General features: G+C 66.9%; 16 protein-coding genes and 1 pseudogene. 2 read left to right on the top strand and 15 right to left on the bottom strand.

Annotation, left to right across the window (positions count from 1 at the left end):
* The 4 genes and pseudogenes from H0X95_RS03110 to H0X95_RS03095 all read right to left on the bottom strand — a co-directional run.
* Positions 1-127 (bottom strand): annotated as a pseudogene (locus H0X95_RS03110) (acetyl-CoA C-acetyltransferase); the annotation flags it as partial.
* 99 nt (positions 128-226) lie between these two features.
* Positions 227-2,092 (bottom strand): class I poly(R)-hydroxyalkanoic acid synthase, encoded by a 1,866-nt coding sequence (gene phaC, locus H0X95_RS03105; RefSeq protein ID WP_006485252.1) that lies wholly within the window; start codon positions 2,090-2,092, stop codon positions 227-229.
* 360 nt (positions 2,093-2,452) lie between these two features.
* A complete protein-coding gene (gene pgeF / locus H0X95_RS03100; protein WP_012492651.1) occupies positions 2,453-3,292 on the bottom strand; it encodes a peptidoglycan editing factor PgeF in 840 nt (279 codons plus the stop codon).
* 6 nt (positions 3,293-3,298) lie between these two features.
* A complete protein-coding gene (locus tag H0X95_RS03095; RefSeq protein ID WP_034178468.1) occupies positions 3,299-4,510 on the bottom strand; it encodes an RluA family pseudouridine synthase in 1,212 nt (403 codons plus the stop codon).
* Positions 4,511-4,551: 41 nt separating this feature from the next.
* Between H0X95_RS03095 and H0X95_RS03090 the strand changes: the two genes are divergently transcribed.
* On the top strand, positions 4,552-5,376 hold the full coding sequence (locus H0X95_RS03090; protein ID WP_006484415.1) for an outer membrane protein assembly factor BamD: 825 nt from the start codon (positions 4,552-4,554) through the stop codon (positions 5,374-5,376).
* 121 nt (positions 5,377-5,497) lie between these two features.
* On the opposite strand, the gene H0X95_RS03085 is transcribed toward H0X95_RS03090, so the two are convergent.
* From H0X95_RS03085 to H0X95_RS03075, 3 genes are all read right to left on the bottom strand, one after another.
* Positions 5,498-7,747 (bottom strand): ATP-dependent DNA helicase, encoded by a 2,250-nt coding sequence (locus tag H0X95_RS03085; protein WP_006496420.1) that lies wholly within the window; start codon positions 7,745-7,747, stop codon positions 5,498-5,500.
* Positions 7,748-7,802: 55 nt separating this feature from the next.
* Positions 7,803-8,018, bottom strand: coding sequence for a YdcH family protein (locus H0X95_RS03080; protein ID WP_006478692.1), 216 nt, complete (start codon positions 8,016-8,018; stop codon positions 7,803-7,805).
* Between the two features lie 76 nt (positions 8,019-8,094).
* Entirely contained in the window at positions 8,095-8,847 is a 753-nt protein-coding gene (locus H0X95_RS03075; protein WP_006485898.1) for a hypothetical protein, read from the bottom strand.
* A gap of 164 nt (positions 8,848-9,011) precedes the next feature.
* Here H0X95_RS03075 and H0X95_RS03070 point away from each other — a divergent pair, with 164 nt between their 5' ends.
* The gene (locus tag H0X95_RS03070) at positions 9,012-11,336 is read left to right on the top strand and encodes a Tex family protein (protein WP_034201649.1); all 2,325 of its coding nucleotides are present in this window, start codon (positions 9,012-9,014) and stop codon (positions 11,334-11,336) included.
* 110 nt (positions 11,337-11,446) lie between these two features.
* On the opposite strand, the gene H0X95_RS03065 is transcribed toward H0X95_RS03070, so the two are convergent.
* The 8 genes from H0X95_RS03065 to hflX all read right to left on the bottom strand — a co-directional run bounded on the left by H0X95_RS03065 (position 11,447) and on the right by hflX (position 20,673).
* The gene (locus tag H0X95_RS03065; RefSeq protein WP_006485906.1) at positions 11,447-13,363 is read right to left on the bottom strand and encodes a potassium transporter Kup; all 1,917 of its coding nucleotides are present in this window, start codon (positions 13,361-13,363) and stop codon (positions 11,447-11,449) included.
* A 274-nt stretch (positions 13,364-13,637) separates the two neighbouring features.
* Positions 13,638-14,234: a phosphoribosyltransferase gene (locus H0X95_RS03060; RefSeq protein ID WP_006485899.1), complete on the bottom strand. Its 597-nt coding sequence runs from the start codon at positions 14,232-14,234 to the stop codon at positions 13,638-13,640.
* 7 nt (positions 14,235-14,241) lie between these two features.
* Entirely contained in the window at positions 14,242-15,588 is a 1,347-nt protein-coding gene (locus tag H0X95_RS03055; RefSeq protein ID WP_006496417.1) for an adenylosuccinate synthase, read from the bottom strand.
* A gap of 113 nt (positions 15,589-15,701) precedes the next feature.
* Positions 15,702-16,850, bottom strand: a complete 1,149-nt coding sequence (locus H0X95_RS03050) for an ATP phosphoribosyltransferase regulatory subunit (RefSeq protein ID WP_059720641.1) — start codon at positions 16,848-16,850, stop codon at positions 15,702-15,704.
* Between the two features lie 113 nt (positions 16,851-16,963).
* Complete coding sequence (locus H0X95_RS03045; RefSeq protein ID WP_006478685.1) at positions 16,964-17,155, bottom strand: DUF2065 domain-containing protein; 192 nt, start codon at positions 17,153-17,155, stop codon at positions 16,964-16,966.
* A 36-nt stretch (positions 17,156-17,191) separates the two neighbouring features.
* Positions 17,192-18,091, bottom strand: a complete 900-nt coding sequence (hflC, locus tag H0X95_RS03040; protein ID WP_006485903.1) for a protease modulator HflC — start codon at positions 18,089-18,091, stop codon at positions 17,192-17,194.
* 15 nt (positions 18,092-18,106) lie between these two features.
* Positions 18,107-19,453 carry an FtsH protease activity modulator HflK gene (gene hflK / locus H0X95_RS03035; RefSeq protein ID WP_077020209.1) on the bottom strand — a complete coding sequence of 449 codons (1,347 nt, stop codon included), beginning with the start codon at positions 19,451-19,453 and terminating at the stop codon, positions 18,107-18,109.
* 47 nt (positions 19,454-19,500) lie between these two features.
* The gene (gene hflX / locus H0X95_RS03030; RefSeq protein WP_006483315.1) at positions 19,501-20,673 is read right to left on the bottom strand and encodes a GTPase HflX; all 1,173 of its coding nucleotides are present in this window, start codon (positions 20,671-20,673) and stop codon (positions 19,501-19,503) included.
* Between the last annotated feature and the right edge of the window lie 43 nt (positions 20,674-20,716).

Genomic DNA, 20,716 nt, shown 5'->3' with positions numbered 1-20,716 from the left:
CGCCCGCACGCTCCAGCACTGCGCGGATCACCGTCGCGCCCAGTTCGGGCGCCGCAACCTTCGCCAGCGAGCCGCCGAATTTGCCGACCGCGGTCCGCGCGGCCGATACGATCACTACATCCGTCATTTCCCTTTCCTCCAGGCCCGCACGACACGGCGCGTCGTTACCGGCCCTGTTAAAAAAACTGCGGTGCACCGGACAGCGTGCGCCGCTGTCCGGTTTTCGTCAATCGCGCTGCAACACGTAGCGCCCGGGCGCCGGCTCGATCACCGGGAATTGCGCGGAACCCGGCTGGGCCGGCGGCGCGACCTTGCGACCGCCGTACGCGTCGAGCCACTCGACCCACGTCGTCCACCAGCTTCCCGGCTGCTCGGTCGCCGCGGCAAACCAGTCGTCCGCGGATTCGGGCAGGTCGCCCTCGTTGACCCAGTAGCTGCGTTTCTTCTTCGCCGGCGGATTGATCACGCCCGCGATGTGTCCCGACGCGCCGAGCACGAACTTCAGCGGGCCCGACAGGATCGACGTCGATGCGTAGGCCGTCTGCCACGGCACGATGTGATCCTCGCGCGAACCGTAGATGAAGGTCGGCACGTCGATCAGCGACAGGTCGACCGACTCGCCGCACACGGTCAGCGCACCCGGCTCGCGCAGCTTGTTTTCCAGATAGGTATGGCGCAGATACCACGCGTACATCGGGCCCGGCAGGCTCGTCGAATCGCTGTTCCAGTACAGCAGGTCGAACGGCGCGGGCGTGCGGCCCTTCAGGTAGTTGTCGACGACGTAGTTCCACACGAGATCGTTCGGCCGCAGGAACGAGAACGTGTTCGCGAACTCGACGCCGCGCATCAGCCCCGGCTGCGCACCGTTCTTGCCGCCGATGGTCTGCTCGCGCATCTGCACGTGCGCCTCGTCGACGAACACGTCGAGGATGCCCGTATCGGTGAAGTCGAGCATCGCGGTGAGCAGCGTCATCGACGCGGCCGGATGTTCGCCACGCGCGGCGAGCACCGCGAGCGCGGTCGCGAGCATCGTGCCGCCGACGCAGAAGCCGAGCGTGTTGATCTGCTCGCGGCCGCTGATCTGCTGCACCGCGTCGATCGCCGCGAGCAGCCCTTCGTTCATGTAGTCGTCCCACGTCTTGTGCGCGACCGATGCATCCGCGTTGCGCCACGACACGAGGAATACCTGATGACCGTTCGACAGCGCGTGCGCGACGAGCGAATTCTCCGGCTGCAGGTCGAGGATGTAGAACTTGTTGATGCACGGCGGGACGATCAGCAACGGCCGCTCGAACACCTTGTCCGTCTTCGGCGTGTACTGGATCAGCTGGATCAGGTCGTTCTCGTACACGACCGAGCCTTCGGTACATCCGAGGTTCTTGCCGACCACGAACTGCGATTCGTCGGTCTGCGAAATCTTGCCGCGCTGCAGGTCGCCGAGCAGGTTCATCATCCCCTGCCGCAGGCTTTCGCCCTGCGTCTCGAGGATCGATTTCTGTGCGTCGGGATTGAGTGCGAGGAAGTTGCTCGGCGCGGCGGCGGCCGTCCATTGCTGGACCGTGAAACGGATGCGCTCACGCGTCTTCGGATCGGTCTGAAGCGCGTCGGCCAGCTCCTGCAGATAGCGCGCGTTGAGCAGATACCAGGCGGCCGCGAACGCATGCGCGGGGGACGCCTTCCACGCGTCGCCGCTGAAGCGGCGGTCCTTCAGCTCCGGCGACTCGAGCTTCGCGGCGGCCGCCTGCTGCATCAGCGTCATGCAATCGCGTGCGTAGTCGGCCTGCAATGCCTGGAGCCGTTCGGGCGGAATCGCGGCAACCGGCAGCTTCAGCCCCGCGAACGGCGACGCCATCGCGCCGAAGTCGGGCATCGACGGCATCTGGAACGGAAACGACGTCGGGAACTGGAATGTCGCGAACGGATTGACGGAGGCCGATGCCGTCGCGGCGCGCGCCGGATCTGCAAAACCGCGCCACGCGTTCAACCACGACTCGAACATCTGCTGCATCGGCTGGGCGGCCGGATCGAAACCGGTGCTGCCCGCGGAAGTGCCCGCATGCGCGGACGTCGACGAATTTTTCGATGCTGTCATTACCTGCCTTACCGGTGATTCGTGAGCGTCAATCGTGAAATCCTGCTCGCGCGCGGCGTGCCGGCTGCGAGCCGGGCCGTCATGCTCTGGAGAGGCGTCTCCAGATTCTGCCGCAGTGCGGTATTTTTATCATTATCGTTTTCCCCATGTGAAGCGCCCCGTCAAACCACTGAACATTTCGGCACGGAGATAATCCGCGCACAACAGACGGGACAAGGGTTCCGGCGAAACATAAAACATTTTGTTTAGCTTGACGTCGGGATTTTTCATTCAGTCGCGCATGCAACGCCGTATTGCCGCCTCAATATCGAGATAACTCGATTTCGCGGCGCAACAAAGCCGGCGCGCATGCGCATGCAATCAATCGGCCAGCCAGATTGCCGCGGCCATGCGCCCCGTCACGCGGTCGCGCCGGTACGAATAGAAGCGCGCACGCTCGGCGACCGTGCACGCCGTCCCGCCGCTCACGTGCGCCACACCCGCACGCGCGAGTCGCAGGCGCGCGAGCGCGTAGAGGTCGGCCAGGAACTTGCCGGGCGCGCCGTCGATCGCGACGAACGCATGACGGGTTTCATCATGCTCCGACTGCGGAGCCGTGTCGAGAAACGCATCGCGCACATCGGCGCCGACCTCGAACGCCTGCGGGCCGATCGCCGGACCGAGATACGCATGCAGCGCGTCCGTCGCGCCGCCCGCAAGCGCCGCGACGCGCGCCGCCGTCTGCTCGACGATGCCGGCCGCGAGCCCGCGCCAGCCCGCATGCGCGGCGCCGACCGCGCGGCCCTGCGCGTCGCACAGCAGCACGGGCAGGCAATCGGCCACCATCACCACGCAGACGGCGCCTGCCTGATCGGTCACGCTCGCGTCGGCTTGCACCGGCGCCGTGGCACCAGGCGCGGCGGCGATCACCGCGTCCGCCTGCACGATCTGCGCGCCGTGAACCTGCTCGAGCCATGCGGCGCCCGACTGGCCAGCGAGGGCCAGCACGCGCGCGCGGTTGGCGGCGACATGGCCGGGATCGTCACCGGTATGCAGGCCGAGATTCATCCCGCCCGGCAGCGCGGCGCCGTCCTGCCAGCGCCCGTACGGGCCTTCGCTCACACCGCCGTCGCGGGTCGTGATCAGCGCGCGCACGCGCGGCGACACCTGCCAGTCGGGCCGCACGCAGTCCTGCCACGTCAACGGCGCCAGGTTCGTCATCGGCACTCACTCCTCCTCATCGTCGTCCAGATACGGCTCGTCGTCGTGATACTCGCCGCCGAAATCGTCATCGTCGTAGACACCGTCGTCGTCGTCGAATTCCTCGTCGCCCTGCCCGAAGCCGAGCGCGGCGACCAGTGCGTTCATGTCGTCCGGCAGCGGGCAGCGCCACTGCATCGCCTTGCCCGTGACCGGATGCACGAGGCCGAGCCGCCACGCATGCAGCGCCTGTCGCGCGAACCCGTCCGGCAGCGGCGTGACCGAGCGCTTGCCGCGCGCGCGCCCGTAGACCGGATCGCCGAGCAGCGGATGTCCGGCATGCGCGCAATGCACACGGATCTGGTGCGTACGGCCGGTTTCGAGATCGCACTGAATCGCCGAAACCGGCTGACGTTGCCACAGGCATGTGTCAACCGTGCGGAAATGCGTGCGCGCGGGCTTGCCCGACGCGCCGGTGACGACGGCCATGCGCGTGCGCTCGCGCGGATCGCGGCCGATCGGCGCGTCGATCGTGCCCGCCTCGGGCATCGTGCCCCACACCAGCGCGAAATAGCGGCGCTTCACCGTGCGGGCCTGCAGCTGGCGCACGAGGTCCGTCTGCGCGGCCAGCGTGCGGGCGACCACCATCAGGCCGGAGGTTTCCTTGTCGAGCCGGTGGACGATCCCCGCGCGCGGCAGGCCGGCCGCCGCGTCGCCGTAGCGATGCAGGAGGCCGTTGAGGATCGTGCCGCTCCAGTTGCCGGCGGCCGGATGCACGACGAGGCCGGCCGGCTTGTTGATGACGACGAGCGCGTCGTCCTCGTAAATCACGTCGAGCGGCACGGGCTCCGGCGTGAACGCGAGCTGCTCGGGCAGCAGATCGGGCACGAGCGCGATCTTCGCGCCGAGCGGCACCGGCTGGCGGATCTTCGCCGGCGCGCCGTCGACGAGCACCCGCTGCGCCTCGATCCAGCTCTGCAGGCGGCTGCGCGAGAATTCGGGGAACAGTTGGGCAAGCGCCTTGTCGAGCCGTTCGCCGGCGAGCGACAGCGGCACTTCGACGATACGCGGCGCGTCATCGCCCGCCACGGACGGCACGACGGGCGGCTGCATCGCGTCGCCGGCCAGATCGTCATCGAGGGAATCCCCCGAGGCAGCGTCGGCGGGCCGATCGCTTGGGCTATAATCTTCGCGATTTGGTGTGCCCGGCTGGGCATTCTGCGAACTTGAACGGGTCATTTAGACTGGGTCACCGAGACTTGAAGCTAGGACATGCGAGCATGATGAATTCGACCAAACGCACGGCCAGAACCGTCGCCGCCCGGGCTGCGGCGGTAGCGGCCGCGGCCCTCATCGCCGGCTGCCACGGCTTGCCGCAGAAGCAGGACGAGACGGCTACCTGGTCGAACAACAAATTATACTCAGAGGCCCAGGACGCACTGTCCGGCGGCGACTGGGGCAAGTGCGCGAAATATTTCGAATCGCTGCAAGGCCGCGATCCGTTCGGCCATTTCGCACAGCAGGCGCAGATCAACGTCGCGTACTGCAACTGGAAGGACAACGAACCGGCAGCCGCCGACCAGGCCGTCGACCGCTTCATCCAGCTCCACCCGGATCATCCGGATATCCCGTACGCGTACTACCTGAAGGGGATGATCCACTTCAACGACGATCTCGGCCTGTTCGGGCGCTTCTCCGGCCAGGACATGAGCGAACGCGATCCGCAGGCGCTGCGCGAATCGTACGATGCGTTCAAGGTCGTCGTCGATCGCTTCCCGAAGAGCAAGTACGCGCCCGACGCGGCCGCACGGATGCGCTACATCGTCAACGCGCTCGCGTCGCACGAAGTGCACGCGGCCGACTACTACTACCGTCGTGGCGCGTATGTCGCGGCCATCAACCGCGCCCAGCTCGCGATCAAGGACTACAAGGGCGCGCCGGCGATCGAGGATGCGCTGCACATCATGATCCTGTCGTACGGCAAGCTGAACCAGCCGGAACTCGCCGAGGACACCAAGCGCGTGCTCGCGGGCACGTTCCCCGACAGCCCGTATGTGACGGGCCATTCGCGCCCCGGTGCGAAGAAGTCGTGGTGGCAGTTCTGAAGCACGGCGCGATGTAACATCCGTTGTGCACACAAAAAACCCGGCCATCGAGCCGGGTTTTTTATTGGCGCCGCATGCAAGCGGCACCGGGACAATCAAGCGACAAGTGCCGCGCGCGCGATCAAGCGCGCTTGTCCGAGCGGTGCTCGTCGAAGAAATCCTGCACGACCGCGATCTCGCGCGTGCGCTTGAACGGCGGCAGGCTTTGCCAGATCCGGCGCCCGTACGGCTTGTCGACGAGTCGCGTGTCGCAGATCATCAGCACGCCGCGATCCGTCTCCGCACGAATCAGCCGGCCCGCGCCCTGCTTCAGCGTGATCACGGCCTGCGGCAGCTGATGCACCGCGAACGGGCTCAGCCCCTTCTTCGTCAACGCATCGAGCCGCGCGGCCAGCACCGGATCGTCCGGCGGCGCGAACGGCAGCTTGTCGATCACGACCAGCGACAACGCATCGCCGCGCACGTCGACGCCCTCCCAGAAACTCTGGCTACCGACCAGGATCGCATTGCCGTACGCGCGGAAGCGGTCGAGCAGCTCGGTACGGCTTGCGTCGCCCTGCACGAGCAGCGGCGTGTTCCAGCCGCGCGCCTCGATCACGTCGCGCAGCTTCGAGGCGATCCGGTCGACCGCGCGCAGCGTCGTGCACAGCATGAACACGCCACCGCCGGACGCCTCGATCGCCGGCAACGCAGCATCGAAGACGGCATCGGTAAACGCCGGCGAAGACGGTTGCGGCAGGTTGCGCGGCACGTACAGCAACCCCTGCGACTGGTAATCGAACGGGCTGGCGAGCGTCATCGAACGACGCGAGCTGAGGCCCATCTGCGCCGCGTAGTGCGTGAAATCGCCGCGCACCGACAACGTGGCCGACGTGAACACCCACGCACGCGGCACACCCGCACGCTGCTTCGCGAAAATCGGCGCGACCGACAGCGGCGTTTCGTGCAGTTGCACGGTATGCGCGAACACCTCTACCCAGCGCACCTTCTCGTTCGGATCGCCGTCAGTGGCCGCGTTGTCGCCTGCCACGGCCGCATCGGCCTGCGCGGCCGCTTCCGCCGCGCCGGGCGCGACCCAGCCGGCCAGCAGGTCCTGCAGCTCGCGGGCGCGCCGCAGACACGCGCCGAGCGATTCCGCACGCTCGGCCTGGCTCGCGAGTGCCGAGGCGAGCGCATCGAGCGCAGCGTCGAGCGCGTCGAGCGCACCGAACATCGGGTGATCGTCGCCGAGCTGCGCGAGCGACATGCGCACGATCTGGTCGTTCGCGAACGCGAGACGCAAGTCGCGCGCCGCGCGCTCGAGATCGCCGCCCAGCTTCACCCACTCGACCGCGTCGCGTGCATGGCTCAGGCCTTCGGCCACCGTGTCGCGCGCGAGCTCGAGGATCTGCGTCGTCGACAGCGTCTCGCCGAAGAACAGCGTCGCCGTCTCCGGCAGCTGATGCGCTTCGTCGAAGATGATCGTGTTCGCGTTCGGCAGCAGCTCGGCCATCCCCGTGTCGCGCAGCATGATGTCCGCGAAGAACAGGTGATGGTTGACGACGACGATGTCGGCCTGCTGGGCCTCGCGCCGCGCCTGCATCACGAAGCATTCCTTGTAGTGCGGGCATTCCTGGCCGAGGCAGTTGTCGCGCGTCGACGTGACCATCGACCACACGGGCGCGTTTTCCGGCACGCTTGCGAGTTCGGCCTTGTCGCCGCTCTTCGTGATCTTCGCGAAGCGGACGATTTCCTGCAGATAGGCCGTGTCCTGCCGCGACGGCAGCCGGCCGTTGTCGGCCGTGCGTTGCAGGTAGTAGTGGCACAGATAGTTGGCGCGGCCCTTGAGCATCGCGACCGACACCGGCACCGCGAGCGCGTTGCGCACGGTCGGGATGTCGCGCTGGAACAGCTGGTCCTGCAGGTGCTTCGTGCCGGTCGACACGATCACCTTGCCGCCCCACAGCATCGCGGGCACCAGATACGCGTAGGTCTTGCCGGTACCTGTGCCGGCTTCGACGATCAGCGTGTTGTCGCCCGCGTCGTTGTCCGGTTCGGCTGCCGCGGCATCGTCCGCCGCCGGCCCGGCCGTTTTGTCGCCGTCGCCGAGACGGCGTGCCGGCCGCTTGCGGGTTTCGAAGATCTCGGGTTCGGGCATCCGGCGCGCGGACGCTTCCATCGCGGACGCGACCGCGCGCGCCATCTCGATCTGCGACGTACGCGGCCGATAGCCGTCGAGCGCGCGCGCCAGCAACCCGCCTTCGCCGAAGATCGTGTCGAGCTCGTCGACACGCTTGCGGCTCAGCTCGAAAGTGCCTTCGGGCGCACGAACGCGCCCGGCGGACGTCGTGTCACGCCGGGCATCGGGGGTGGCTTCAAGCGGTGAATTCAAGGCAAGCGTTCCTGTGTCCAGCGCCCGGGCGGCGCCGGCGCTTGCCAGGCCGCGCTCAGGCGCGCTTATCCGGTTCGAGCTGCGATTGCAGCAAAATGATTTTGTCCTTGGCCGCCAGCTTTTCCTTCTTCAGCCGGTGCAGCGTGATGTCGTCGATGTCGGAGTGTCCTTCCTTCAGCTCGATCTCCCGAGCGAGCTGCTGGTGCTGCTCCTGCAATGCAGCCAAACGGTTGTGCAATTCCTGCTGCTGTTCCGTGTGACGGTTTTGCATAGTTGCCTCCTCATCGAAGCAGCGCGACGGCCGGCGTGCCGACGCGCCCGAGACTGATCCCGATCAATTCAACACGTTACTGCCCCTGCTGCTGTTGCTGCTTGGCCTTCTCGGCCGCTTCCTGCTGACGCCGCTCGACATCGGCCTTGTGCTGCGCGGCTTCCTTCTGCTTCTGCTCGTAGCGCGTGGCGTTGTCCGCCCGTTCCTGCGCCTTCTGCGCCGCCTGCTGGTGCGCCTGGTCGAGCTTGCGCTGGAAATCCGCCTGCTTCTGGTCGTATGCCTGCTTGCTCGCCGCGCGTTGCGGTCCTTCCGCGCCGCGCTGCGCCTGTTTCAGTGCATTCTGCTCCTGCTTGTCGCGGAATGCAGCCGCGTTCGCCGCTTCGTTCGCCGCCCGCTGCGGCGCTTCCGCCGCGTTCCGGGCCTGCTTCAGCGCCTGCTGCTGGTCGCGCTGCTGCGCGCGCACCGCACGCTGCTCGTCGTTGAGCGCGAGCTGCTCCTGGCGAATGCTCGCCCGTTCCTCGCGCATCTGGTCGCGCGCCTTGCCGAGACAGTGATTGACGAAGAACTTGCTGTAACAATCGTGCTCCGCCACCGCATAACGATAATCGTTTTCCGCGGAGCGTTGATTGAGCACTTTTTGACGGGCGTCGAAATCCGGGACGGCGGAGGCGGCAACGGGCGCGGACGCGACGGCGTCCGGCGCGCTGGCGTCAGCGGCCTGCGCGAATGCGCCGGAAGGCCCGGCAGACAAAGCCGCGGCGAGCGCTGCGCCGAGCGCGACGAGAGAAATGCGGGAAGTTGGCAACGTCGTAGGAAAGCTGCGGGACATGTGTCAAATTCTATCACCCCCGGCTGGACGCTCCGCCATTTATGGCAAAATGCCCCGCTTCATTCATCCGCGGCCTCTGGCCCGTCGGGCCCGCCGGGCAGCCCGCCGCTCCGGGCCTGCCGGCCCGCGCCGCGATTTCAGCAGGCAGACAGACCATCCACGACATGACGGAAACCGTAGCACTCAAGATCGTACAGCGCATCGCCACCGAACTGTCCGTCCAGCCGCGCCAGGTCGCGGCGGCCGTGCAACTCCTCGACGAAGGCTCGACCGTTCCGTTCATTGCCCGGTACCGCAAGGAAGTGACCGGCAACCTGGACGACACGCAGCTGCGCCAGCTCGAGGAACGCCTCCTGTACCTGCGCGAGCTCGAGGATCGCCGCGCCACGATCCTGTCGAGCATCGACGAACAAGGCAAGCTGACCGACGAGCTGCGTGCCGCGATCGACGCGGCCGACAGCAAGCAGGTGCTCGAAGACCTTTATCTGCCGTACAAGCCGAAGCGCCGCACGCGTGCGCAGATCGCCCGCGAAGCCGGCCTCGAACCGCTCGCGCAGGCGCTGCTCGCGAACCCGCTGCTCGACCCGCAGGCCGAGGCGGCCGCGTACGTCGACGCCGACAAGGGCGTCGCCGACGTGAAGGCCGCGCTCGACGGCGCGCGCGACATTCTGTCCGAACAGTTCGGCGAGACGGCGGAGCTGCTCGGCAAGCTGCGCGACTACCTGCACAACCAGGGCGTCGTGTCGTCGGCCGTCGTCGAGGGCAAGGAAAACGAGGAAGGCGAGAAATTCCGCGACTATTACGACTACGCGGAAACCATCAAGACCGTGCCGTCGCACCGCGCGCTCGCGCTGTTCCGCGGCCGCAACGCCGGCGTGCTGACGATCAAGCTCGGTCTGGGCGAAGAGCTCGACGCGCAAGTGCCGCATCCCGGCGAGGCGATGATCGCGCGCCATTTCGGCATCGCGAACCAGAATCGCCCGGCCGACAAATGGCTGTCCGACGTCTGCCGCTGGTGCTGGCGCGTGAAGGTGCAGCCGCATATCGAAAACGAACTGCTCACGCAGTTGCGCGAAACGGCCGAAACCGAAGCGATCCGCGTGTTCGCGCGCAACCTGAACGACCTGCTGCTGGCCGCGCCGGCCGGCCCGAAGGCCGTGATCGGCCTCGACCCCGGCCTGCGCACCGGCGTGAAGGTCGCGGTCGTCGACCGCACCGGCAAGGTGCTCGCGACCGACACGATCTACCCGCACGAGCCGCGCCGCGACTGGGACGGTTCGATCGCGAAACTCGCGCGCATCGCCGCGCAGACGCAGGCCGAACTGATCAGCATCGGCAACGGCACCGCGTCGCGTGAAACCGACAAGCTCGCGAGCGAACTGATCGCGAAACATCCGGAGCTGCGCCTGCAGAAGATCGTCGTGTCGGAAGCCGGCGCGTCGGTCTACTCGGCGTCCGAGCTCGCCGCGAAGGAATTCCCGGAACTCGACGTATCGCTGCGCGGCGCCGTGTCGATCGCCCGCCGCCTGCAGGACCCGCTTGCCGAACTCGTGAAGATCGAGCCGAAGGCGATCGGCGTCGGTCAGTACCAGCACGACGTGAACCAGCGCGAACTCGCCCGCTCGCTCGACGCGGTCGTCGAGGATTGCGTGAACGCGGTCGGCGTCGACGCGAACACCGCGTCGGCCCCGCTGCTCGCCCGTGTGTCGGGCCTGAACGCGACGCTCGCGCGCAACATCGTCGACTATCGCGATGCGAACGGCCCGTTCCCGTCGCGCGAGCACCTGCGCAAGGTGCCGCGCCTCGGCGACAAGACCTTCGAGCAGGCCGCCGGCTTCCTGCGCATCAACGGCGGCGAGAACCCGCTCGACCGCTCGTCGGTGCACCCGGAAGCGTATCCGGTCGTCGAACGGATACTCGCGAAGATCAACAAGCGCATCGACGACGTGCTCGGCAACCGCGAAGCGCTGTCCGGCCTGTCGCCGACGGAATTTGTTGACGAACGTTTCGGCCTGCCGACCGTGCGCGACATCCTGGCCGAACTGGAAAAGCCGGGTCGCGATCCGCGTCCGGAATTCAAGACGGCCACGTTCCGCGAAGGTGTCGAGAAGGTCTCGGATCTCGTACCGGGCATGACGCTGGAAGGCGTCGTGACGAACGTCGCCGCGTTCGGCGCGTTCGTGGATATCGGCGTGCACCAGGACGGCCTCGTCCACGTGTCCGCGATGTCGACGAAATTCATCAAGGACCCGCACGAGGTCGTGAAGGCCGGCCAGGTCGTCAAGGTGAAGGTGCTCGACGTCGACGTGAAGCGCCAGCGCATTGCGCTGACGATGCGCCTCGACGACGACGCGGCAGCGCCCGGCATGTCGTCGCGCGGCGGCCAGGATCGCGGCAACGCAGGGCGCGGCGCCGCCCGCCCGCAGCGTTCGCGCGAGCCGGAGCCGGCCGGCGCGATGGCCGCGGCGTTCGCGAAGCTCAAGCGCTGAACAAGCGAATAGACCCGCCGTCGCCGTACGAAAAAGCCCGCCGAAAGGCGGGCTTTTTCATTATCCGGGTACCTGTGACGCGCGGCCGGACGGCCCGCGCGCCGGGCCCGTCAGATCTCGATCTTCGTCCCGAGCTCGACGACGCGGTTCGCCGGAATCGCGAAGAAATCGGTCGGCTTCGCGGCGTTCTGGTGCATCCATGCGAACACCCGCTCGCGCCAGATCGACATCCCTGGCAGATGCGTCGGCACGACCGTTTCGCGCGCGAGGAAGAACGACGTGTCCATCAGCTCGAACGTCATGTCGTGCGTGCGGCCGAATTCCTCGAGCACGGCCTTCACGTCCGGCGTCTCGTTGAAGCCGTACTCGGCCTTGACGATGTACAGCCCGCCGCCCGCATCGCGCGCGCTCTGGCGCTTGTCGTCGCGCACGTACGGAATGTCGCGCGTGACGAACGTCAGGAAAATGGTCCGTTCGTGCAGCACCTTGTTGTGCTTCAGGTTGTGCAGCAGGCTGACGGGCACGAGCTTGTCGTTGCCGGTCAGATAGATCGCGGTGCCCGACACGCGATGCGGCGGATGCGCGAGCAGGCCCTGCAGGAACGGCTCCAGCGGAATACCGTCGGCCGCCGTGCGCTCCTTGACGATGTGACGCCCCTTGTACCAGGTCATCAGCAGGAAGAACAGCAACGCGCCGATACCGAGCGGCAGCCAGCCGCCCTGCGCGACCTTCAGCAGGTTCGCGCCGAAAAAGCCGAGGTCGATCGCGAGGAACACCGCGATGATCGCGCCGACCAGCAGCCGGTTCCAGTTCCACACCTTCACCATCACGACACACGCGAGCACGGTCGTGATCACCATGGTCGCCGTCACCGCGATGCCGTACGCGGCCGCGAGATTGTCCGAGCTCTTGAAGCCGACGACGATACAGAGGATCACGGCCAGCAGCAGCCAGTTCACGACCGGCACGTAGATCTGGCCGATCGCGAGCTCGGACGTATGCAGCACCTTCATGCGCGGCACGTAGCCGAGCTGGATCGCCTGCGACGTCAGCGAATAAGCGCCCGAGATCACGGCCTGGGACGCGATCACGGTCGCGACCGTCGACAGCACGACGAGCGGCAGCAGCCCCCATTCGGGCGCCAGCAGGAAGAACGGGTTTTCGATCGCTTTCGGGTTCTGGATCAGCAGCGCGCCCTGCCCGAAGTAGTTCAGCACGAGCGACGGCATCACGAGCCCGTACGCGGCGTACCGGATCGGCTTGGCACCGAAGTGGCCCATGTCCGCGTAGAGCGCTTCCGCGCCGGTCAGCACCAGCACGACCGAGCCGAGCACGACGTAAGCCTGCAGCAGGTGGTCGGCCATGAACGATGCCGCGTAATACGGATTGATTGCCGCGATGATGCCCGGCACGCGAACGATGTGGTACACGCCGAGCGCCGCGATCACGACGAACCACAGCACCATGATCGGGCCGAACAGCTTGCCGACCAGCGCGGTACCGTGCCGCTGGATCCAGAACAGCGCGATCAGGATCACGATCGTGATCGGCAACACGAGATGGGACAGGTGCGGCGTCGCGATCTCGAGACCTTCGACGGCCGACATCACGGAAATCGCCGGCGTGATCACCGCGTCCCCGTAGAACATGCAGGCGCCGAATATCCCGAGCGCCATCAGCGCGCCCGCGACCCGGGTCTTGGAGTCGAGCGGGCGCAGCGACAGCGCCATCAGCGCGAGCACGCCGCCCTCGCCGTTGTTGTCCGCCCGCATCACGAACAGCAGGTACTTGACGCCGACCACCAGGATGATCGCCCAGAACAGCAGCGAGATCACGCCGAGAATCGAGCCTTCGGTCAGCGGAATGCCGTGCGCGGGGCTGAACGCCTCCTTGAGCGAATACAGCGGGCTGGTGCCGATGTCGCCGAACACGACGCCGATGGCTGCTATCGCTAGCGCCCGCATCGAGTGTTGTTGCGTCGAATGCGGCGCGTGTGCGGCGTCGGTCGCGTGAGTCGTGTCGTTCATATGAAGCGTAATAATCGGGTCCGGGTCGGACAAAACGAGCGCTATTCTACTCGCGCCCCCGTGAAACGCCGTCCTGCCGTGTTGCCGTGGAACCACGTGATCCACGCCGCGCATGCAATCCGGCGCGACCTGTGGCAGGGCTGCCATCATAGCCGGGGCCGCGCCGCCTGCCTATCGGGTCCGCCGCACACGCCGCCCGGCGCCACCCGCGCGCCAATGAAAAACGGCGCCGCAAGCGGCGCCGTACAAGACTTTCCTTCGATCGGCCGGACGCTTACGCGCCCGAACCGTCGCGCTGTGCGCGACCGCGCTTGATCCACGCCTCGAGGTTGTGCGGACGAACCGTGTCCCACTCCTCGAACGGCTGATGAATCCACGGATTCGTCGGCAGGAACTGCGTGTGATAGTCGGGCTTGACCTTCGAGCAACCCTTGTACCAGAGCACGGCCGAACGCACGGCCGTCACGGACGGATAGCGTTCCTTCAGGTGCTCCTGCACGCGTGCGAGCGTGACGCCGGAATCGACGAGATCGTCGACCAGCAGCACGTTGCCCGCCAGGTTGCCGCGCGTCATCGTGATGTACTGCGCGATGTCGAGCTCGCCCTGCTCGGTGCCGGCTGCTTCCCGGTACGAGCTCGTCGCGAGGATCGCGAGCGGCACGTCGTAGATGCGCGACAGCTGGTCGCCGACGCGCAGGCCGCCGCGCGCGAGGCACAGGATCTGGTCGAACTTCCAGCCCGAGGCGTGCACCTGGAGCGCGAGCAGCTCGATCAGCCGGTGATACTCGTCCCAGCCTACCCACAGGTTCTTGTCGTCGTTGCGCGGATCGGTCATCAAGTCTGCCGCCGTCATCGTGATTTGCTGCGTCATCTGGGAATTACACCTTGAACGGATGGCGGAGCAGGATCGTTTCGTCGCGGTCCGGGCCCGTCGACACCATGTCGACCGGCACGCCAGCCACTTCCTGGACGCGGGACAGGTATGCCTGTGCATTCACCGGCAGCGCGTCCCACGTCTTGATGCCGACCGTGCTTTCCTTCCAGCCGGAGAACGTTTCGTACACGGGCTCGCAACGCGCGACGTCGACCGCGCCACGCGGCAGGATGTCCACGTCCTTGCCGTCGACCTTGTAGCCGACGCACAGCTTGACTTCGTCGAGGCCGTCGAGCACGTCGAGCTTCGTCATGCACAGGCCCGACACGCCGTTGATCTGGATCGAACGGCGCAGCGCAGCCGCGTCGAGCCAGCCGGTGCGGCGCGGACGGCCGGTGACCGAACCGAATTCCTTGCCGACGTTCGCGAGCGTGACGCCGACCTGGTCCTGGCGCTGTGGGTTGTCCGCATCGTACAGCTCGCTCGGGAACGGGCCCGAGCCGACGCGTGTGCAATACGCCTTCGTGATGCCGAGGATGTAGTTGAGCTTCTGCGGACCGACGCCCGCGCCCGCCGACGCCGCACCCGCGACGCAGTTGCTCGACGTGACGAACGGATAGGTGCCGTGGTCGATGTCGAGCAGCGTGCCTTGCGCGCCTTCGAACAGCAGGTTCTGGCCCGCGTTGTTCGCGTCGTACAGGCGGCGCGACACGTCGGCCACCATCGGCTTCAGGCGGTCGGCATAGCCGAGCATCGTGTCGAGCGTGGCCTGGAAGTCGACGGCCGCACCGCCCAGATACTGGGTCAGCACGAAGTTGTGGTAATCGAGATTTTCGCGCAGGCGATCGGCGAAGGTCTTCGCGTCGAACAGGTCCTGCACGCGCAGCGCGCGGCGGCCGACCTTGTCTTCGTACGCGGGGCCGATGCCGCGGCCCGTCGTGCCGATCTTGCCCGCGCCCTTGCGCGCTTCGCGCGCCTGGTCGATCGCGATGTGGTACGGCAGGATCAGCGTCGTGGCTTCGGAGATGAACAGACGGTCGCGTACGTTCACGCCGGCCTCTTCGAGCTCGCCGATTTCCTTGAACAGTGCTTCGGGGGACAGAACAACGCCGTTGCCGATGTAGCAGGCGACGCCTTCACGCATGATGCCCGACGGAATGAGGCGCAAGATCGTTTTCTTGCCGCCGATGATGAGGGTGTGGCCGGCGTTGTGACCGCCCTGGAAACGCACGACGCCTTGAGCGTGGTCCGTCAGCCAGTCGACGATCTTGCCCTTGCCTTCATCACCCCATTGCGTTCCCACGACGACGACATTGCGCCCGGGAGTCACGTTCACTGCGCTGGCAGACATGTTGATTCGTTAGCTGGTTAAAAACGTATTCTACCTATGTTCGCGGGCGATTCCGAATTTTTCCGTTTCGCTTCAACGATATGCACGCCGAAGCGCAGCCCGCGAACGCCTGTTTATCGGGGTTCGACCACCCATGCGCCGTTGCGCTCGACGAGCGAACGATCGCAGGCGAATTCGTCGAGCACGTGGTCGTGGCCCGGCAGCGCCTGGATCACGACCTCGCCCGCATCGCGCAGCGCCGCGACCGCCGCGCCGAGCGCGTCGTCCTGCGCCCACGGCGCGAGAATCGCGGTGCCGCGCGCCTCGACCGGCGAAATCCGCGCGAGTTCGCGCAGGTCGAGCGAAAAGCCGGTTGCCGGGCGGGCCCGGCCATAGGCCTGCCCCACGTGGTCGTAACGACCGCCGCGCGCGATCGCGTTCGGCACGCCGTCGATGTAGGCGCTGAACATCGCGCCGCTGTGATACGCGTAACCGCGCAAATCGGCGAGATCGATCGCGACTTCGACGCCCTTCGCCTGCGACGCAAGCTGCGCGAGATCGTCGAGCGCCCGCGTGATTTCGGGCAGCACCGGCAGGCGCGTGCGCGCCTCGACGAGCACGCTCGCGTCGCCGTAAAGGTTCGGCAGCGCACGCAGCGCGGCGCGCGTATCGGCGCCGAGATCGTCGGTCAGCTCGTTCAGCAGCGGCACGTCCTTGCCCGACAGCGCGTCGTACAGCGACTCGCCGCGCTCCGCGGCCTGCGCGTCGCGCGCCAGCAGCGCCGCGAGCACACCCGCGTGACCGAGGTCGAGGCGGATCCGCGACAGGCCCGCGAGATGCAGCGCGTCGAGCATCAGCTGCTGGATCTCGAGATCGGCTTCCAGGCCGGCGTGGCCGTAGATTTCCGCGCCGATCTGGATCTGTTCGCGCGTCGCGTGCAGCCCGCGCGGACGCGTATGCATCACGTGGCCCGCATAGCAGAGGCGCGTCACGCCCTGACGGTTCAACAGGTGCGCGTCGATCCGCGCGACCTGCGGTGTGATGTCCGCGCGCAGGCCGAGCGTCCGGCCCGACAACTGGTCGACCAGCTTGAAGGTGCGCAGGCGCAGATCGGCGCCCCCGCTCGTCAGCAGCGACTCGAGATACTCGAGCAGCGGCGGCATCACCATTTCGTAGCCGTACGAACGGAAGCGGTCGAGCAGCCTGCGGCGCAGCTCCTCGATCTTGCGCGCTTCCGACGGCAGCACGTCGGCGATATTCTCGGGAAGTAACCAGGTCGACATCGGTACGGTCCTACGACGGGAAACGGCGCGCGACACGCGCGCCGCGAGTTGAATCGGAACTTCGAAATCGGGCGGAACGAACGGCGGATGCGCCGTCCGGATCGGGGCTCCGGTCAGGTCGCGAGCAGCAGCAGCACGAGCCCGAGCACCATCACGATCAGCCCGCCGATCCGGATATGATGCGGCGGCCGCTCGGCTATTCTACGAAACGTGTCGCGCCAGGCGACGGGAAACACGAAGGGGAACGCCCCCTCGATGATCAGCATCAGCGCTACTGCGAGCAACAACGAGCCAGCCAGGTCCATGCGAGCGACGGCGCCGCTCGACGCGGCGCCCCAAGGTCAATGTTTGCGGGGAGCAGGCGCCGCCGGTGCGGCGCCGCCCGTCGGGCTGCGCATGAAGCGGAAGAACTCGCTGTCGGGATCGACGACGATGATGTCGTTGCGCTTGAACGTATTCCGGTAGGCCTGCAGGCTCGCGTAGAACTGATAGAACTGCGGATCGCGGCCGAACGCGTCTGCGGCGATCGTCGCGGCCTTCGCATCGCCCTCGCCCTTGATCGTCTGCGCGGACTTGTACGCGTTCGCGAGCACGGCCTGCTGCTCGCGTTCGGCGTCGGCCTTGATCTGCTCGACGTCGGCCGCGCCTTGCGCGCGCACTTGCGCCGCCTGGTCACGCAACGCACCGATCATCCGTTGATAGACGGCATCCGTCTGCGCGGCCGGCAGGTCGACGCGCGTCAGCTGGACGTCGACCACGTCGACGCCGAAACCGGTCGCATTCGCCTTCGTCGCATCGCGTGCCGCATCGGCGATCGCACGTTGACCGCCGAGGGCATCGTCGAGCGCGCGCTTGCCGAATGCGTCGCCGAGCGCGCTCTTCAGCGCGCCGGACAGCCGTTCGGCCGCCGCCGCCGGGTCGCCGCCCGTCGCCGTGAAATATTTCATCGGATCGCTGATCCGGTACTTCACCGCATACGCGACGAGCAGGTCGTGCTTGTCTTCGGTTGCCAGTTGCAGCGGATCGGACGACTCGAGCGACTGCAGGCGCGTATCGATCAGCGTGGCCGTCTGCAGCGGCGGCGGCAGCTTGAAGTGGACGCCGGGGCCCGCGAGCTCGGGCTGCGTGCCGTCGCGGCCCGACAACACGGCCGCATGGCGCGGATCGACGGTGAGGACCGTCGATGATGCCGCGAAGGCGACGATCACGATTGCGACGACGAGCGCAATGATTCGGTTCATGTTCTGCGCTCCCCGTTACTTCGTATCGTCTTCACGCGACCGGCTGCGAAACGCTTCGCGCGATCGCAGCACGTCGACGCCCGACGCGGTGGCGGCCGGTGCGGCGCTCGCCGGCGCGGCAGCGGCTGCCGACGGCACGGTTGCCGCCGGTGCGGACGCCGCATCGGCGGCGGATGCGCCGGCCGACGCCGCGGCGTTTTGCCGCCCCTGCTCGACGAGCTTGTCGAGCGGCAGATACACGACGCCGTTGCCGCCCTTGTTGCCGACGAATACCTTCGTCGCGTTCGAATAGATTTCCTGCATCGTCTCGAGGTACATCCGCTCGCGGATGACCGCCGGCGCCTTCGAGTACTGCGCGTAGACCTGCTTGAAGCGGTCCGCGTCGCCTTCGGCTTCGGTGACCACGCGGTCGGCATACGCCTTCGCTTCGTCGACGAGCTTCGCCGCATCGCCCTGCGCCTTCGGCAGCAGGTCGCTCGCATACGCCTGCGCGGCGCGCTTCGCGGCCTCGCGCTCGTCGCGCGCCTTCGCGACTTCGGCGTACGCGGCCTGGGTCTGGTCGGGCGCCGCGACGCTCTGCATCGTGACGGCCGTGACCTCGAGCCCCGACTGGTAGCGGTCGAGATCGCGCTGGATCGCGGTGGACAGCTGCTCGCGCAGCGCATCCCGGTCCTGGTTCAGCATGTCGGCCGCGCTGCGCGTGCCGACGATCGCGCGCACCGCGGCCTGCGCGGCCTGCGACACGCTGCGCTCGGGATCGACGCTGCGGAACAGGTAATCGGTGGCGGAACGAATCCGGTACTGGACGATGAAGCGCACGTCGACGATGTCGGCATCGCGCGTCAGCATCGCGGCTTCTTTCACGTTCGCGAGACGCACGACGTTGTTGCGGCCGATCTCGATCGAACGGACCTGCGACGTGTCGACGATCTCGTGCGATGCGAACGGATACGGCGCGCGCCAGTGCACGCCCTGGCCGACCGTGCCCGACAGCTTGCCGAGCTGCAGCACGACGCCCGTCTGGCCTTCCTGCACGACGAACAGCCCGCTGCCCGCATACACCGCGACCAGCACGCCGATCACGATGCCGACGCCGACCCGTGCGGCCCGGCCGTTGTCGGGACGGAAGCCGTTGCCGCCCTTGCCGCCGAACAGGCCGCTCAGGCGCCGGTTGAAGTTGCGCCACATCTCGTCGAGATCGGGCGGACCGTCGCCGTCGCCGCCTTGCGGACGCTTCGATTCGTTCGCGCGGGGGCGGGATCCGTCCTTGCCATTGCCTTCGCCGCGTCCCCAGCGGGGATCGTTGATCGACAGCAAGGCGCGCATCCGCCGCCAGGTACTCCGCTCGTTGTATTCGTTCACCAGAGTTTGTTCACCAGATTAGACGCCGGCGAACCGGCCGGGACCGGTTAGCGCCCGTGTTCGGAAATCGTGTGGTCTTCGTGCGGTTCAGCGGACGTGCCATCGAGCGCGTCGGGTAACGTCGCGCTGGAAAGGTGTTCCGCGGAGGCGATTTCGGCGATGGCGGCACGCAACGTATCGAGACCCTGACCGGTGCGCGCGCTCAAAAAGACGCGCGAAATATTACCATACTCGTCCCGCTCGACCGCGTCGCCGCGGGCCGCCAGCTCGGGCACGGCATCGATCTTGTTGAAGACCAGCACCTGCCGGATCGTGTCCGCGCCGATCTCGTGCAGCACGCCGTTGACCTGCTCGATCTGCTCGAGCCGGACCGCGCTCGACGCATCGACCACATGCAGCAGCAGATCCGCATGGATCGTTTCCTCGAGGGTCGCGCGAAACGCCGCGACGAGCTGGTGAGGCAGCTCGCGGATGAACCCGACCGTATCGGACACGACGATCTGCCCGACCTCGTCGCCGAGGTACACGCGCCGCGACGTCGTATCGAGCGTCGCGAACAGCTGGTCGGCCGCGTAGGCCTGCGCTTTCGTCAGCGCATTGAACAGCGTCGACTTGCCCGCGTTCGTATAGCCGACGAGCGACACCGACATCGTGCCGCTGCGCGCGCGCTGCCGGCGCTGCGTGCTGTGCTGGCGACGCAGCCGGTCGAGCCGCGACTTCAGCATCTTGATGCGTTCGCCGATCAGCCGGCGGTCGGTTTCGAGCTGGGTTTCGCCCGGGCCGCGCAGGCCGATACCGCCCTTTTGCCGCTCCAGGTGGGTCCACGCGCGAATCAGCCGGGTCGACAGGTATTGAAGCTGCGCGAGCTCGACCTGCAGCTTGCCTTCGTGGCTGCGGGCACGCTGCGCGAAGATGTCGAGGATGAGGCTCGTGCGATCGACCACGCGCCTGTTAAGCGCCTGCTCCAGATTGCGTTGCTGGGCGGGCGCCAAGGCGTGGTTGAAGATGACGATTTCGACGTTGTGCGCATCGCAGGCGAGCCGCAATTCTTCGGCTTTGCCGCTGCCGATGAACATCTTGGCATCGGGACTGGCGCGTCGACCCGTGAGGGTGACGGCGGGACGGGCTCCCGCACTGGAGGCGAGAAGACTGAGTTCTTCGAGACTGGCTTCGAAATCGGTCTTGCCGAAATCGATGCCGACGAGCGCTGCGTTGATCAAATTATCGGGTGTCAAGATAAGGCGGCTGGCATCGGTCGCTCGC

It is taken from the genome of Burkholderia sp. 9779_493, from assembly GCF_015712215.1.
GTDB lineage: Bacteria > Pseudomonadota > Gammaproteobacteria > Burkholderiales > Burkholderiaceae > Burkholderia > Burkholderia cenocepacia.
This window is presented reverse-complemented; position numbering and strand designations above follow the sequence as displayed.